Consider the following 15,477-nt stretch of genomic DNA (forward strand, 5'->3'; position numbering starts at 1 on the left):
TCAACCCACCAGGCCGCGCACGCAGAAGTACAGCAGCGACGGGCCGAGCAGACAGCCCAGGCCGGTGTGGAAGGTGGCGGTCAGCGCGCCGTAGGGCACCAGGCGCCGGTCGGTGGCGGCGAGCCCGGCGGTGACGCCGCTGACGGTGCCGGCCAGGCCGCCGAAGACCATCGCCGAGCGCGGGTTGTCCAGGCCCAGCAGGCGCGCCGAAACCGGAGTGAAGACCATCACCAGGATGGCCTTGATCAGCCCGGTGGCGATCGACAGCGCCATCACGTCGGAACTGGCGCCCAGCGCCGCGCCGGTGACCGGGCCGACGATGTAGGTGACCGCGCCCGCGCCTATGGTGGTCATGCTCACCGCGTCGCGGTAGCCGAACGACCAGGCCACGATCACCCCGACGATGAACGGCAGGATGGTGCCCAGCAGCAGCGACACCGCGCCGATCAGCCCGGCCTTGCGCGCCTCGGTGGCCTGCACCTCGAAGGCCGTGGCGACGATGGCGAAGTCGCGCAGCATGGCCCCGCCCATCAGGCCGATGCCGGAGAACAGCGAGAGGTCGGCCAGGCCCTTCTGCCCGCCGCTGAGGGTGCCGCCGACCCAGGCCAGCACCAGGCCGATGAGGATGGCGATGGCCGAGCCGTGGACGCGGCCGAAGGTCAGGTGGCGGGAAATCAGCACCGACACCCACATGATCACGCCCACCACCGCGAAGGCGGTGACCAGGCCGTTATGGATGAGCGCGTTCTCGACGATCTGCCACATCTCAGCGCCCTCCCACCGGGGCGGCGCCCAGGTCTTCGGCTCGGTCCTCGCGCGGCAGCGGCTCGCCGCGGTGGGTACGGCTGATCAGCGCGATGGTCGCGCCGCACACCAGCACCGAGCCGATCGCCGCGAGCAGCGCCACCGGGCCGCCGTGCAGGGCGGTGACCACGTTCTGCTGCGCGGCCATGGCGACTACCACGGGAATGTACATGGCGCCCCAGAAGCCCACGCCGAACTCGCATTCCTTGCTCAGCCCGCCGCGCTTGTGCATCGCCAGGCGGGCGAAGATCAGCAGCAGCATGGCGATGCCGACGCCGCCGACGTTGGATTGCACGCCGAGCAGCACGCCCAGCAGATCGCCCAGGATCACGCCGGCGAGCGTGCAGGCAGACAGTAAAGCGACACCGTAGATGATCATTGTTGTTGTCCTCGGTTGGTCGTTGGGGTTGGGGGTATTTGGGACCGGCTCAGGGGTCGCGGCGTTCCTCCTCGCGCAGCAGCGCGTCCAGGGTGTCCGCGCGGGCACCGTCGAAGGCGATGGCGGCGGCGCCGAAGCAGGGCTTGGCCAGGCCGCTGAGTATGCGCCCGGGCGGCAGCTCCAGGTGCAGGCGGGCGCCGCGCTCGTAGGCGCTGCGCAGGGTCGCGCGCCACTCCACGCGGCGCGCCATGTTCCAGGCGAGGTCCGCGGCCAGGGCCGCCGGCTCCATGACCAGGCGCGCCGTGCTGCTGCTCAGGTAGCGCAGCCGCGGGCGCTTCAGTTGCACGCCGGCGAAGGCTTCGGCCAGGCGCGCGGCGGGTTCGGCCAGCAGTTCGCAGTGCGAGGGCACGCTGACCGCCAGGCGCTTCGCCGCGCTGGCGCCCTGGGCGCGGGCCAGTTCGGCGATGGCTTGCAGGGCCTCGTCGCTGCCGGCCACCACCAGTTGCCGTTCGGCGTTGATATTGGCCAGGTAGACCGGGCGCTCGGCGCTGTGCACCTGGGCCAGCAGCGGCTCCAGTTGCGCCTGTTCCAGGCCGAGGATGGCGCTCATGCCGTAGCCGCTGGGCCAGGCCCGCTGCATCAGCTCGCCGCGCAGGGCGACCAGGCGCAGGGCGTCGGCATAGGCCAGGGCACCCGCGACCACGGCGGCCGGATAGGCGCCGATGGACAGCCCGGCCACCATCGCCGGCCGATGCCCGCGTGCGCCGAGCAGGCGTGCCGCGGCGACACCGGCGATCAACAGGCACAGCTGCACGGCGCGGGTAGAGGCCAGGGCCTCGGCGCTTTCCAGGCTGGCCATGGACTGGCCGAGCACGTCCGCCGCCTCTTCCAGGCAGGCGCGCACTTCCGGCTCGCCGGGCAAGGCCGAGAGCATGCCGGAGTACTGCGCGCCCTGCCCGGGGAAGGCGAAGAAGCTGCTCATGCGGCCACCTCGGCACGCGCCCAGGGATCGGCCAGCAGAACCGGCGCCTGGTCGCCCTTGACCATGACGCGGGCGCCCTCCCCGGCCCATTCGGCCAGGGCCAGGCCGCCGGCGGGGGTCTGCAGTTGCAGGTCGATGCGGCAGGCGGCCTGGTTCAGTTCGGCGAGCAGCGCGCGGGCCGCATCGCGGGAAAACGGCTGCGGAGTGCGCAGCAGCAGGTCGAGGTCGCTGGCGTCGTGCAGCACCGGCACGCCGGTGGCCAGTTCGAAGCCGGCGCCGCCGGTGATGCCCCAGGCCAGGCCGCTGGCGTCCAGCACTTCGCGCACTTGGCGCAGGGCCTGCCAGGTGGGCAGCTCGCGTTGCGGCGCGACCTGGCGCAACGCTTCGGGCATGGAGCAACGCTGCACCGCGGCTACCAGCAGCCAACCCGCCCAGCGCTGCTCGCGGCTCCGCCCGCGCAGGCCGACGGCCACCCAGCCATCCCGTGCCGGCGCGCGGCGCACGACAACCGGCCAACCGGCCGCCAGCACTTCGCTCGCCCAGGCCGGTGCATCCTCCGGCAAGTGTTCGGCGCCCATGCCCCAGAGCAGGTCGTGGGCGCGGAAAAGGTCAGGAGCTGGCCGGTCCCGGCGCGAACCCCGCTGTGAGCTATCGACGATGGCCATGGCCCGCTCCTGAGTTCTCACCACTGCTCGCGCAGCAGTTCGCGCACGCGGCTGGAGGCCGCGCGGTTGGCTGCGCCGAGGCGGCCGCGCAGGTCGCGCGGGGCGCCGGCGATATCGTCCAGGGCGCGGCGCAGGCTGGCTTGCACCTGGGCCACGTCCGCTTCGCCGGGCGCGTCTATGGACGGCACTTCGAGGCTGTCCCACAGCAGGCCGAGCGAGGCGTAGCTGTCGATGTCGTAGGCCATCGGCGGAACCGTGGCGGCCAGGCGTTCCAGTTCCTCGACGCTGCGCAGGGTGATGCGCGCGGCGGCGGCCTTGCCCATGGCGTGGACCATCACCCCCGCATCACGCAACGCGATCAGCCGGTTGGCCTGGTAGCCGTGGGCGAGGAAGGCGCCGGACATGGCCTTGCCCACCAGCAGGCCGATCACCGGGTGGCCGGCGAGGCGCGCGCGGGCATAGGCGTCCACCGCCGCCGCCAGCGCCTGGTGAATGCCCAGGGCTTCCTCGCGGCGGCCGTAGGCCTGGCTGGGCACGTCGACGATGGCGACCAGGGCGCGCTTGCGCGGCGCATCACGGTCGGCCTCGATGGCCTCGTCCACCGCCGCAGCCAGGCGCCAGCCTTCGAGCAGGCCGACCTCGCCGTTGCAGGCGCGGGGGAAGGGATTCTGCGCATCGGCAATCACCGCCAGGTAGCGCAGCGGCTGGCCGTCCAGCTCGGCGTCGGCCACCCGCAGCGAGGCGCCGTCCTGCGCCCGCGCGGGCTGTTCGCCGGCCAGCGCCTGGAACCAGGCCAGGCCGCGGGAAGAAGGTGCTTGGCTCATTGCGCGTCTCCTTGGTTCAGGCCGGCGTAGAGGTGGCGCACGCCGGCGGCGTCGATCTGCTCGCTCGTATCGAGGCTTTCCAGGCGCGCCAGGAAGTCCCGCGCGCGGCGGCTGCGCGGGTGCGCCGGCAGGCCCTTGGCGAAGTAGTCGCGCACCGCCTGGTGAAGGGTCGCCAGGTCATCGGCCAGGCAGGCATCGGCCAGGCCGCTGGCGGCGCGTTGCTCGCCGCCGGTGAGGCTCCAGATGAACGGACGGTCGCGGGAGTCGTATTCCTCGATGCCGGCTTCCTGCTCGATCACCTGCGGGCCGTTGAGCCCCAGGCGCGCCTCGCGGGTGACCAGCACGTAGCTGCACAACCCGGCGGCGATGGACATGCCGCCAAAGCAGCCGACCGGGCCTGCGACCAGCGCCACCACCGGCTGGTACTGCTGCAGGTCGACGATGGCCGCCTGGATTTCGGCGATGGCCGCCAGCCCCAGGTTGGCCTCCTGCAAGCGCACGCCGCCGGTTTCCAGCAACAGCAGCGCGCGGGTGGGAATGCCCTTGCGGTTGTCCTCCGCGGCCAGTTCCAGGGCGCCGGCGATCTTCGCCCCGCTGACCTCGCCCATGCTGCCGCCCTGGAAGGCGCCTTCGATGGCGGCCACCACCGCCGGCTGGCCGTCCAGGGTGCCGCGGGCGATGACCACGCCATCGTCGGCCTGGGGCACGATGCCCTGCCCTTCCAGCCAGGGCGACTGCACGCGGGCGAAGGGGTCGATGAGTTCGCGGAAAGTGCCGGCGTCCAGCAGTTCGCGGGCGCGCTGGCGGGCGGAGAGTTCGGTGAAGCTGCGCAGGGCCAGCAGTTGGGCGACGTCACTCATGGCCGGCCTCCTCCAGTGCCTGTTCCAGGCGTAGGCGCACCACGCCGGGGGTGGCGCCGAAATCGTGGATGCAGATTTTCGCGGCCGGCGCCGGCACGGCGGCGAACAGCCGCTCGAAGAGTTGCTGCCAGCGCGGCGCGCTGCCGTTCACCGAGGTCACCACCTCGATCTTCAGGGCGCCGGCCGCGGCCGGTTGCAGCAGCACCTCCAGGTCGCCGGAACCGACGCAGCCCACCAGGGCGCGGCCGCGCACCGACGAAGTGGCGGGGTATTCGAAGGACAGGGTTTCCATGGTCAGAGGCTCCCGGCCCACCCGCCGAGCGCGGCGGGCAGGCGATCCAGAAAGAGACAGGCGGCGAGCAGGTCGGCAGCGCCACCGGGGGATGCGTTGAGCGCCAGCAGCGCGCGGTCCAGCTCGCGCAGTTGGCGACGCCCGGCCAGGCTGGCGCTGCCGCCGGCATCGAGCACCGCCCGCGCGCCGCCCTGCATGGCTTGCAGGCCGGCGCTGCCGGCGCGGTGCAGCACGCAGGTGTCGTCGAGCACAGCCATGATCGCCAGCAGCGCGTCGAGCCGGGCGTTCTGCTCGCCGGCGCCGGCCGCGCGGCTGCGCCTTAGTTGCGGCAAGCCGTGCAGCACCACGCGGGGGAAGCCCAGCTGGGCTTCCTCGCGGGCGCCGCCGACGCCGTAGCGCTGGCGCACCCTGGCGCCATGGCTGGGCAGTTGCGGCTGGGCGCGGTCGGCGAGCACGGCGATGCGCCCGGCGCGGGCGGCCACCGCTTCGGCCGCCAGCCGCGAAGTGTCGAGCGCGGCGGCGGCGCTCAGCAGGCCCAGGGCCCAGATGGCGCCGCGATGGGTGTTCACCCCCGCCGTGGTGCGCAGCATGTCCGCCTCGCCTTCGCGGCCGAGGCGACCGAGGGTTTCGCGCAGCGGCAGGCCGATTTCGCCATGGGCTTGCGCGGCCTCGGCCATGGCCTGGAAGCACGGCCACAGGCTCAGCGCCGAGGCCTGCATCAGGCCCAGGTGCAGGTCGCTGTGGGCGCCGCTGCCGCGACGGTCCACCAGCGCCGGCTTGGGCGACAGCTCGGCTTCGTCGATCAGCGCGTCCACCGCCAGGTCGGCCAGGCGCTCGCCCAGGCCGACGCGGGGTTCGAGTTCGTATGCCTGGGCCATCACCAGCTCCTGAAGCGCGCCGGCGGCTCGTACAGGCCCCCGGACCAGCCGACCAGTTCGGCGATGCTCTTGGCCGCGAGCAGTTCGCGGCTGGCGTCGGCGCGGCGGATGCCCAGGTCCTCGGGCAGCGCGATCAGCCCTTCGCGGCGCATGCGCTCGGTGTCCTTGGGGTCGTGGCGCAGGCCGATGGGGCTGATGCCGGCCACCGCGGCGATCATCGCCCGGCGTTCCTCCAGCGAGCGCGCCTTGTACAGGTAGGCGATGCCTTCCTCGGTGAGCACATGGGTGACGTCGTCGCCGTAGATCATCACCGGCGCCAGCGGCATGTTGGCCTTGCGCGCCACGTCCACCGCGTCCAGTTGCTCGACGAAGGTGGGTTTGCCGCCGTCCTGGAAGGTCTCGACCATCTGCACCACCAGCTTCTTGCCGCGTTCCAGCAGGGCTTCGGGCTCGGGGCGCATGTCCAGCCAGGCCGGGGTGGAATGCCGCCGGCCGCGCGGGTCGTGGCCCATGTTCGGGGCGCCGCCGAAGCCGGCCAGGCGGCCGCGGGTGACGGTGGAGGAATGGCCGTCGCCGTCCACCTGCAGGGTGGCGCCGATGAACAGGTCCACCGCGTACTGCCCGGCCAGTTGGCAGAACATGCGGTTGGAGCGCAGCGAGCCGTCGCGGCCGGTGAAGAACACGTCCGGGCGCTGGGCGATGTAGCGCTCCATGCCCAGCTCGGTGCCGAAGCAGTGCACGCTTTCCACCCAGCCGCTCTCGATGGCCGGGATCAGCGTCGGGTGCGGGTTGAGCGTCCAGTGCCGGCAGATCCTGCCCTTCAGCCCCAGGGACTCGCCGTAGGTCGGCAGGATCAGCTCGATGGCCGCAGTGTTGAAGCCGATGCCGTGGTTCAGCGACTGCACGTTGTGCCGCTCGTAGATGCCGCGGATCGCCATCATCGCCATCAGCACGTGCACCGGCTTGATGTGGCGCGGGTCGCGGGTGAACAGCGGCTCGATGTAGAACGGCCGGTCGGCCTCCACCACGAAGTCGATCCAGCTGGCCGGGATGTCCACCCGCGGCAGGTCGCGCGGATCGTCGACGATGCGGTTGACCTGGGCGATGACGATGCCGTCGCTGAAGGCGGTGGGCTCCACCAGCGCCGGGGTGTCCTCGGTGCTGGGGCCGGTGTAGAGGTTGCCTTCGCGGTCGGCGATGAAGCCGGCCACCAGGGCGACATTGGGAATCAGGTCCACCACCAGGCGCGAGTACAGCTCGATGTAGGTGTGGATGGCGCCGATCTCCAGCAGCCCATCCTCCAGCAACTGGCCGATGCGCAGGCTCTGCGGGCCGGAGAAGGAGAAGTCGAGCTTGCGCGCGATGCCCAGCTCGAACAGGTCCAGGTGCTCGGGGCGGCCGACGCTGGGCATGATCATGTGCAGGTCGTGGACCTTGCCCGGGTCCACCCGGGCCAGGCTGCGCGAGAGGAAGTCGGCCTGCTTCTGGTTGTTGCCCTCCAGCACCACACGGTCGCCCGGGGCGATCAGCGCCTCCAGGGCGCGCACCAGGTGCTCGCGCGGCAGCACCGCGCCGTCGGCCAGGTGGCGCACCCGTTCGAGGCGTCGCGCTTTCTCGGCGCGCCGCCGCGACCACTGGGGCGGGGGGGATGTCTGGATCATCGGAACCTCCACGAACGCTGCTGTCGTGGACGCACCTTAGGGACCCGCCGCCCGCTGCATCAATCAAGCGCGGCGCACGATCGTTAACCTGAGCGTAACGTTTGACCCAGCCTGCCAGCGGTTCCGCGCCATGGAACCGCTGTGCATTGCCGCGCCGGCCCCGTCCGGATTCTGCTGGAAAGGCGACGGCGGCCCCGCAGCCGCCCCGGTACCTGCCTACAACAACCACAACCAGGAATCCGCGCCGTGCACACCCAAGCTCACCACCGCAAACCTTCCCCGTTCCTCCTCGCCGTCCTGCTGGCCGCCCCCTTCGCGGCCCAGGCCGAGGGCTTCCCCGGCATCGGCCGCATCGCCTCGGGCTTCGGCTACTACAACATCGACAAGGGTTTCGACGACAAGGCCAGGGTCTACGGGACCCTCGACGTCTTCAGCGACTACCACGACTCCGACCACCACTCCGGCTGGCGCCTGGAAGGCGGCGGCGCCTGGACCAACAAGCTGGGCCTGTACCTGCGCAAGTCGCTGGACGAGGACACCGTGCTGGAGGCCGACGTCGAGGAAGGCTTCAACCTCAACGGCCAGGCCCTGGAGCAGCACTGGAAGCAGGTCGGCGCGCTGCGCCTGGCGCTGGTGGCGCTGCGCACGCGCAACTACGGCAAGCTGGAGTTCGGCAAGACCTACAACATGAGCACGCCGACCTACGCCGACCCCTTCCTCGCCGTGTACGGCTCGCCCTACACCTTCCTCACCCTGCCGCCGCGCGGCAAGGGCGCCTACTACCTGGACGTGCGGCCCAAGCACACCCTCGCCTACACCACGCCGAGCTACCACGGCTTCAGCCTCGGCAGCGCCATGAGCTTCGGCTTCGACGACGCCGCCAGTTCCGGGCGCACGGTGCGCGGCAAGGGCGTGAGCCTGCAGTACCGCGACAGCCGGCTGATCCTGCTCGGCTCCTACAACGACTACCTGAGCGACCCGTGGGACGACGGCGGGCGCAGCCGGCAGACGCACAACGTGTTCAAGAGCGCCTCGGCCTTCTACGACTTCGGCCCCTTCTCCTCCAACCTCACCTGGCAGCGCCAGGACGTGGACTACCACGGCACCCCGAGCATGACCGCCTGGACCCTCGGCTTCATGCTGCCGGTGGGCGAGCGCGACCTGGCGCGGCTGGTGGCCACCCGGCGCAACGTCGACAGCGGCGAGCAGGACGCCACCGGGGTGATGCTCGGCTACGACCACTTCCTGCGCCCGAACCTGGCGCTGTATGGCCGCGTGGCGCTGATCGACAACCAGCGCCAGGCCGCCGTGAGCTATGCCGGCATCCCCGTGGAGCAGGCCGGCGACGACCCGTCCAGCGTGGCCATCGGCATCTACTACCACTTCTGAGCGCGCGCGGTTCCACAGGGTGGAACCAACGCGCATTGCCCACTCACGGCGCCCGCGCTTTGCTGGTAGCCATCCGAGCCGGCGGCCCCGCCGCCGGCAACCGCCAACAAGACCGGACTCCAGTCCGGCTACCCCGGGAGAGCCCCACATGCCCCGCCACGCTCACATCCTCGCCTGGCTGAACGACAGCGCCGACGAACTCAAGGCCCTGCGCCAGGACATCCACGCCCACCCCGAACTGGGCTTCGAAGAACGCCGCACCGCTGACCTGGTGGCCGACCTGCTCGGCCAGTGGGGCTACGAGGTGCACCGCGGCGTCGGCCGCACCGGCGTGGTCGGCGTGCTGCGCAACGGCGACTCGCCGCGGCGCCTGGGCCTGCGCGCCGACATGGACGCGCTGCCCATCGAGGAGGCCACCGGCCTGCCCTACAGCAGTTGCCACAGCGGGCGCATGCACGCCTGCGGCCACGACGGCCATACCACGATGCTGCTCGGCGCGGCTCGCTACCTGGCCGCCACGCGCAACTTCCAGGGCAGCCTGACGCTGATCTTCCAGCCCGCCGAGGAAGGCCAGGGCGGCGCCCTGGCCATGCTGGAGGACGACCTGCTGCAGCGCTTCCCCTGCGACGCGTTGTTCGGCATGCACAACATGCCGGGGCTGGAAGCCGGCCACCTGTGCTTCCGCAGCGGGCCGATGATGGCCTCCCAGGACCTGCTGGAAGTGCGCATCGAAGGCGTCGGCGGCCACGGCTCGATGCCGCACCTGAGCGTCGACCCACTGGTGGCGGCGGCGAGCGTGGTGATGGCATTGCAGACCGTGGTGGGGCGCAACGTCGACCCGCAGCAGGCCGCGGTGGTCACCGTGGGCGCGCTGCAGGCCGGCGAGGCGGCCAACGTCATCCCGCAGCAGGCATTGCTGCGCCTGAGCCTGCGCGCGCTCGACGCCAAGGTGCGCGAGCAGGTGCTGGAGCGGGTGCAGGCGATCATCCACAGCCAGGCGCAGAGCTACGGTTGCACGGCACAGGTCGAGCACCGCCCGGCCTACCCGGTGCTGGTCAACACGGCGACGGAAACCGCCTTCGCCCGCGAAGTCGGCCTCGAACTGGTGGGCGCCGACGAAGTGCGCGAGGCGCCCACGGTGATGGGCAGCGAGGACTTCGGCTGGATGCTCCAGCGCTGCCCCGGCAGCTACCTGTTCATCGGCAACGGCGCCGGGGCGATGGTGCACAACCCGGCCTACGACTTCAACGACGCCATCCTGGTGCGCGGCGCCGCCTACTGGGCGGCGCTGGCCGAGCGCTGGCTGCGCCCCTGAGCGCCTTACCGAGCTGCCCTCCCCCTTTCTGGAGCACCCCGTGATGCAGACCTCCTCCCGCGCCGTGTCGCGCAACCACCAGGTGGCGGCCGCCGTGATCGGCAACGCCCTCGAGTGGTACGACTTCATCGTCTATGGCTTCCTCTCCAGCCTGATCGCCCGGCTGTTCTTCCCCGCCGAAAGCGCCTACGCCTCGCTGCTGATGGCCCTGGCCACCTTCGGCGTGGGCTTCTTCATGCGCCCGGTGGGCGGCGTGCTGCTGGGCATGTACGCCGACCGCAAGGGCCGCAAGGCGGCCATGCAGCTGATCATCGCGCTGATGACCCTGGCCATCGCGCTGATCGCCTTCGCCCCGGACTACGCCGCCATCGGCGTCGGCGCGCCGGCGCTGATCGTCGTCGCGCGCATGCTGCAGGGCTTCGCCACCGGCGGCGAATACGCCAGCGCCACGGCCTTCCTGGTGGAGTCGGCGCCGGCCAACCGCCGCGGCCTGTACGGCGCCTGGCAGCTGTTCGGCCAGTGCCTGGCGGTGTTCGCCGGCGCCGGCATGGGCGCGCTGGTCACCCACAACCTGTCGCCCGAGGCGCTGGACGCCTGGGGCTGGCGCGTGCCCTTCCTGCTCGGCCTGCTGATCGGCCCGGTGGGGCTGTGGATGCGCCGGCACATGGAAGAGACCGAGGACTTCGTCCGCGCCAGCAGCCAGGAAAAACCCGTGGGCCTGCGCCAGGTGCTGCGCGAGCACCGCCGCGCGGTGCTGGTGACCATGGGCTCGACCATCAACGGCACCGTGGCCTTCTACGTGGTGCTGGTGAACATGCCGACCTTCGCCCACACCCAGCTGGGCCTGCCGCTGGACCAGGTGTTCATGGTGCAGATGCTGGCGGTGGCGCTGATGACCGTGATCATCCCCGTCGCCGGCGCCCTCTCCGACCGCTACGGCCGGCGCCCGGTGCTGTTCGCCGGCATGCTCGGCTTCACCCTGCTGGTCTACCCGCTGTTCGCCTGGGTGGCCGGCGCGCCGAGCATCGGCAACCTGCTGGTGATGCAGCTGGTGCTGTGCAGCCTGATCGGCATCAGCTACGGCCCGGCGCCCACCGCCGTGGCCGAGCAGTTCCCCACCCGCGTGCGCTCCACCGGCCTGGCCCTGGCCTACAACGTGGCGGTGATGCTGTTCGGCGGCTTCGCCCCGTTCATCGTCGCCTGGCTGACAAAGGTCGGCGGCACCCCGGTGGCGCCGGCCTGGTACGTGCTGGCGGCCTCGCTGATCGGCCTGTTCGCCCTGGCCTTCCTCCGCGAAGGCGCGCCCGAGGCCCTGGCCCGGCGCCGCGCCCGCGCTACCCTTTCCGCCACTGCCCGGAGCCTGTGAATGACCGCCATGACCGCGCCCTACGCCACCGCGCTGCAGCAGGACATCGTCGCCCTCGACGCGCTGCCGCTGTCGGAGGCGATCCGCAACCGCCAGCTCAGTTGCCGCGAGGTGATGCAGGCCTACCTGGAACAGATCGAACGCTACAACCCGCGGGTCAACGCGCTGGTTTCGCTGCGCCCTGAAGACGAACTGCTGCGCGAGGCCGACGAGCACGACCGCCTGCTCGCCCAGGGTCGCTGGCTCGGCTGGCTGCACGGCATGCCCCAGGCGCCGAAGGACCTGGCGGCCTGCGCCGGGCTGGTCACCAGCATGGGCTCGCCGCTGTTCGCCAGGCAGGTGACCGGGCACGACGCCTACGTGGTGGAGCGCGCGCGCAAGGCCGGGGCGATCTTCGTCGGGCGCAGCAACGTGCCCGAGTTCGGCCTGGGCTCGCACACCTACAACGCCGTGTTCGGCATCACCGGCAACGCCTACGAGCCGCGCCTGACGGCCGGCGGCAGCAGCGGCGGCGCTGCGGTGGCCCTGGCCCTGCGCATGCTGCCGGTGGCCGACGGCAGCGACATGATGGGCTCGCTGCGCAATCCGGCGGCGTTCAACAACGTCTACGGCCTGCGCCCGTCCCAGGGCCGCGTGCCCTTTGGCCCGGCCAACGAAGTGTTCGTCCAGCAACTGGCCAGCGAAGGGCCCATGGGCCGCAGCGTGGCCGACGTCGCCGCGCTGCTGCGCACCCAGGCCGGCCATGCGCCCGGCGCGCCGCTTTCGCTGCGCGGCAGCGACGACCTCGCCGGGCCGCTGGAGCGCGACTTCCGCGGCGCGCGCATCGGCTGGCTGGGCGACTTCGACGGCTACCTGCCCACCGAGCCGGGCCTGCTCGCGCTGTGCGAGGCGGGCCTGGCGGACTTCCGCGCCCTGGGCGCCGAGGTCGAGCCATGCCGCCCGGACTACGACATGGCGCGCCTGTGGCGCTGCTGGCTGGTGCACCGCCAGTGGCTGGTGGCCGGCAGCCTGGCCCAGGCCTACGCCGAGCCGACGTTGCGCCGGCAACTCAAGCCGGAGGCGATCTGGGAAGTGGAGTCGGGCCTGGGCCTGGGCGCCGCCGACGTCTACCAGGCCTCGCTGGACCGCAGCGACTGGTACCGCGCCCTGCAGAAGCTGTTCGAGCGTTACGACTACCTGCTCCTGCCCAGTGCCCAGGTGTTCCCTTTCGATGCACAACTGGCATGGCCGGATGCCATCGCCGGCCGCCCGATGGACACCTACCACCGCTGGATGGAAGTAGTGATCGGCGCCACCCTCGCCGGGCTGCCGGCGATGAACGTGCCGGTGGGCTTCAACCCCGCCGGGCTGCCCATGGGCGTGCAGATCCTCGGCCCGGCGCAGGCGGACCTGGCCGTGCTGCAACTGGCCCACGCCCATGAACAACGGACGCGCTGGGTCGCCCGGCGGCCGCCGGCGCTGCTCGATGAACGCTGAGGCGCGGGGCCCGCTCGGGCATGGCACGCATCCTGCCTCCCCATTGCCGACGGCATTGGGTACATGGGGAACGGCGATGCAGGGGAAAGAGGAAGGCAGCACGGTGCGCTCGGTGGAGCGCGCCCTGGCGATCGTCGAACTGCTCGGCGAGCACGGCTCCCTGGGGCTGGAGGAACTGCACTACCTCACCGCCCTGCCCAAGGCCACCGTCTCGCGCCTGCTGCACACCCTGCAGGAGCAGGGCTGGCTGTACCGCGGCCTGTGCGACCGGCGCTACCGCCTGAGTTCGCGGCGGCTGTTCGGCGACGCCAGCGAGCGCCAGAGCCGGCGCCTGGTGGAGGAAGCCGCGCCGCTGCTCAAGGCGCTGAGCGAGCGCACCGGGCTGGTGGCCGACCTGTCGTTCTTCGACGGCGCCGACCTGCGGGTGATGGAAAGCTCGGTGCCCGAGCGCCTGCGCAAGCGCTACCCGAGCAACCGCATGATCGTCGGGCTCAAGGCCAGCCTGTTCCACTCGGCCATGGGCCAGGCCTGCCTGGCGGCGCTGGACGAGCAGCACGTGCGCACCCTGGCCGAACGCCACGCGCTGCAAGGTGAGGAACTGCTGCAGTTGCACGAGCGCGCGCACCATCGCGGCTTCGGCGAACGCACCGAGGGCCACTGGGAATACTCGGTGCGCCTGCCCTTCCTGATCCGCGCCATCGCCCTGCCGGTGCGCAGCGGCGAACGCCTGCTGGGCAGCGTCGCGCTGCACTGGCCGCAGGACCAGGGCAGCGTCGAGCAGGTGCGCCGCCAGTACCTGGGCAGCCTCGGCGACACCATCGAGCAGCTGCAGCGCAGCCTCGCCTGAGGCGCGCTCAGGGCGCGCCGAACATCGCCGTCCAGTAGATGCCGGCGTCGCTCTTCGGGTCCACCGCGTAGGCCGCGCCCAGCTCGCGGTACTGCGGGCTCATCAGGTTGGCGCAGTGCCCGGGGCTGGCCAGCCAGGCCTGCACCACGGCGTTCGCGGTGCCCTGCCCGGCGGCGATGTTCTCGCCCACGGCGCCGGCGCTGTAGCCGCCCAGCTCGGCGCGGTCGCCGGGGGTGCGGCCGTCGCGGTCCAGGTGGGAGAAGTAGTTGCCGTTGGCCATGGAGCGGCTGTGCTCCTCGGCCACGCTGCCCAGCACGGCATTCCAGCCCAGCGGCGCGGCCTTGGCGAAGGCCTGCCCGCCGCACTGGCGCGCCTGGCCCCGCGCGGCATTGACCGCCTGCAACAGCTTCTGCCCCTCGGCCTGCCAGTCGCCCAGCTTGCCCTGCAACAGCGGCCGCGCCAGCACCACGCGCCAGTCGTTGCCCTGGCGGCTGACGCCGACCTCGATGAACTGCGGGTCGAGCAGCACCTGGCAGAAACTCTCCTGCAACGCCGCCATGGCCGCCTGCTCGTCCTTCGGCCCGCTGAGGCTGAGCATGCGCGCGCTGCTCATCGGGTAGCCGGTGGCCTTGAGCGCCGACTGCCAGTCGGGAACCCCCGGCGCCAGCACCAGGCGCGCATCCTGCCCCAGCGGCGGCAGCGCCTCGCTGGCCCGGCCGGCGCAGGCCTGCGGCTGGCTGCGGTAGAGGTTGATGGCTTCGAGCAGCGGCTCGGCCGCCACGGCATGGCCGGCGCCGGCCAGCAGCGCCAGGGACGGCAGGAGGCATCGCAGAACGGACGGCAAGACGCGCATGAAAGGCTCCCTTGGTGGACTGCCGGACATGATGCGCGATCCGGCGGGATTTCGCTGCCCCCTGGCGCGGGGTCGAAGTCGCCAGTGCGCGCCGGGTTATCTGCCGATTGCATAACCTGGAGCAACTCCCGGCGCCGATTCGTGAGCTAGAAACACAAATCAATTGCCGCGGGGCTGGTTTTTCCGCTTCCGCGGCCTGGCTATCCTGCCGGCCACTCACAGCTTTCGGAGCCTTTCCATGCAAAACATCCTCCTGCTCAATGGCGGCAAGCAGTTCGCCCATTCCAACGGCCAGTACAACGCCACCCTGCACGAAGCAGCGCTGGCCCACCTCGACCACGCCGGCTTCGACGTGAAGCAAACCTTCATCGACGGCGGCTATGACATCGACGAAGAGGTGCAGAAATTCCTCTGGGCCGACGTGGTGATCTACCAGATGCCCGGCTGGTGGATGGGCGCGCCCTGGACCGTGAAGAAGTACGTCGACGAGGTGTTCACCGCCGGCCACGGCAGCCTCTACGCCAACGACGGCCGCACCCGCTCCGACGCCTCGCAGAAGTACGGCAGCGGCGGCCTGATCCACGGCAAGCGCTACATGCTCTCGCTGACCTGGAACGCCCCGCAGCAGGCCTTCGACGACCCCAGCGACTTCTTCGAGGGCAAGGGCGTGGATGCGGTCTACTTCCCCTTCCACAAGGCCAACCAGTTCCTCGGCATGCAGGCGCTGCCGACCTTCCTCTGTGTGGATGTGATGAAGCGGCCGAACATCGAGGCGGATGTGGAGCGTTATCGCAAGCATCTGGACGAGGTGTTCGGCAGGCAGTGAGGTTCGGCGTCGCCCCGTAGGAGCGGACTCCGTCCGCGATAGCCGGAACCACCGGCGCGA

The 15,477-nt window shown here is 71.4% G+C and carries 16 protein-coding genes; 6 read left to right on the forward strand and 10 right to left on the reverse strand.

Annotated features, from left to right (window positions below):
• The 9 genes from madM to mdcA are packed head-to-tail and all read right to left on the reverse strand — an operon-like array spanning position 1 to position 7,345.
• Positions 1–765, reverse strand: a complete 765-nt coding sequence (gene madM, locus QSJ95_RS28920; RefSeq protein ID WP_043314735.1) for a malonate transporter subunit MadM — start codon at positions 763–765, stop codon at positions 1–3.
• A gap of 1 nt (position 766) precedes the next feature.
• The gene (gene madL, locus QSJ95_RS28925) at positions 767–1,183 is read right to left on the reverse strand and encodes a malonate transporter subunit MadL (RefSeq protein WP_043314736.1); all 417 of its coding nucleotides are present in this window, start codon (positions 1,181–1,183) and stop codon (positions 767–769) included.
• A 49-nt stretch (positions 1,184–1,232) separates the two neighbouring features.
• The gene (gene mdcH, locus QSJ95_RS28930; RefSeq protein ID WP_058071364.1) at positions 1,233–2,165 is read right to left on the reverse strand and encodes a malonate decarboxylase subunit epsilon; all 933 of its coding nucleotides are present in this window, start codon (positions 2,163–2,165) and stop codon (positions 1,233–1,235) included.
• Positions 2,162–2,830 carry a malonate decarboxylase holo-ACP synthase gene (locus QSJ95_RS28935; protein WP_285647030.1) on the reverse strand — a complete coding sequence of 223 codons (669 nt, stop codon included), beginning with the start codon at positions 2,828–2,830 and terminating at the stop codon, positions 2,162–2,164. The genes mdcH and QSJ95_RS28935 overlap by 4 nt, the downstream gene beginning before the upstream one ends.
• A 17-nt stretch (positions 2,831–2,847) precedes the next feature.
• On the reverse strand, positions 2,848–3,654 hold the full coding sequence (gene mdcE / locus QSJ95_RS28940) for a biotin-independent malonate decarboxylase subunit gamma (RefSeq protein ID WP_285647034.1): 807 nt from the start codon (positions 3,652–3,654) through the stop codon (positions 2,848–2,850).
• On the reverse strand, positions 3,651–4,514 hold the full coding sequence (locus QSJ95_RS28945) for a biotin-independent malonate decarboxylase subunit beta (protein ID WP_064583799.1): 864 nt from the start codon (positions 4,512–4,514) through the stop codon (positions 3,651–3,653). The genes mdcE and QSJ95_RS28945 overlap by 4 nt, the downstream gene beginning before the upstream one ends.
• The gene (locus QSJ95_RS28950; RefSeq protein ID WP_285647038.1) at positions 4,507–4,806 is read right to left on the reverse strand and encodes a malonate decarboxylase subunit delta; all 300 of its coding nucleotides are present in this window, start codon (positions 4,804–4,806) and stop codon (positions 4,507–4,509) included. Before QSJ95_RS28950 ends, QSJ95_RS28945 begins: the two co-directional genes overlap by 8 nt.
• 2 nt (positions 4,807–4,808) lie before the next feature.
• Positions 4,809–5,684, reverse strand: coding sequence for a triphosphoribosyl-dephospho-CoA synthase (locus tag QSJ95_RS28955; RefSeq protein ID WP_285647040.1), 876 nt, complete (start codon positions 5,682–5,684; stop codon positions 4,809–4,811).
• Positions 5,684–7,345, reverse strand: coding sequence for a malonate decarboxylase subunit alpha (mdcA, locus tag QSJ95_RS28960; RefSeq protein WP_285647042.1), 1,662 nt, complete (start codon positions 7,343–7,345; stop codon positions 5,684–5,686). The genes QSJ95_RS28955 and mdcA overlap by 1 nt, the downstream gene beginning before the upstream one ends.
• Before the next feature lie 297 nt (positions 7,346–7,642).
• Here mdcA and QSJ95_RS28965 point away from each other — a divergent pair, with 297 nt between their 5' ends.
• From QSJ95_RS28965 to QSJ95_RS28985, 5 genes are all read left to right on the forward strand, one after another.
• A complete protein-coding gene (locus QSJ95_RS28965) occupies positions 7,643–8,734 on the forward strand; it encodes a porin (RefSeq protein ID WP_285647107.1) in 1,092 nt (363 codons plus the stop codon).
• 148 nt (positions 8,735–8,882) lie between these two features.
• Positions 8,883–10,049 (forward strand): M20 aminoacylase family protein, encoded by a 1,167-nt coding sequence (locus QSJ95_RS28970; RefSeq protein ID WP_285647044.1) that lies wholly within the window; start codon positions 8,883–8,885, stop codon positions 10,047–10,049.
• Positions 10,050–10,092: 43 nt separating this feature from the next.
• The gene (locus tag QSJ95_RS28975; RefSeq protein ID WP_043314745.1) at positions 10,093–11,415 is read left to right on the forward strand and encodes a citrate-proton symporter; all 1,323 of its coding nucleotides are present in this window, start codon (positions 10,093–10,095) and stop codon (positions 11,413–11,415) included.
• A 9-nt stretch (positions 11,416–11,424) separates the two neighbouring features.
• Positions 11,425–12,891, forward strand: coding sequence for an amidase (locus tag QSJ95_RS28980; RefSeq protein WP_285647109.1), 1,467 nt, complete (start codon positions 11,425–11,427; stop codon positions 12,889–12,891).
• 76 nt (positions 12,892–12,967) lie between these two features.
• The gene (locus tag QSJ95_RS28985) at positions 12,968–13,738 is read left to right on the forward strand and encodes an IclR family transcriptional regulator (RefSeq protein ID WP_058071356.1); all 771 of its coding nucleotides are present in this window, start codon (positions 12,968–12,970) and stop codon (positions 13,736–13,738) included.
• 7 nt (positions 13,739–13,745) lie between these two features.
• On the opposite strand, the gene QSJ95_RS28990 is transcribed toward QSJ95_RS28985, so the two are convergent.
• Positions 13,746–14,591: a CAP domain-containing protein gene (locus tag QSJ95_RS28990; RefSeq protein WP_285647047.1), complete on the reverse strand. Its 846-nt coding sequence runs from the start codon at positions 14,589–14,591 to the stop codon at positions 13,746–13,748.
• A gap of 238 nt (positions 14,592–14,829) precedes the next feature.
• Here QSJ95_RS28990 and mdaB point away from each other — a divergent pair, with 238 nt between their 5' ends.
• Positions 14,830–15,417 (forward strand): NADPH:quinone oxidoreductase MdaB, encoded by a 588-nt coding sequence (gene mdaB / locus QSJ95_RS28995; RefSeq protein ID WP_058490535.1) that lies wholly within the window; start codon positions 14,830–14,832, stop codon positions 15,415–15,417.
• The last annotated feature ends 60 nt before the right edge of the window (positions 15,418–15,477 follow it).

Origin of the sequence: Pseudomonas sp. NBRC 100443 (assembly GCF_030268185.1) — a bacterium.
Taxonomy (GTDB): Bacteria; Pseudomonadota; Gammaproteobacteria; order Pseudomonadales; family Pseudomonadaceae; genus Pseudomonas; species Pseudomonas citronellolis.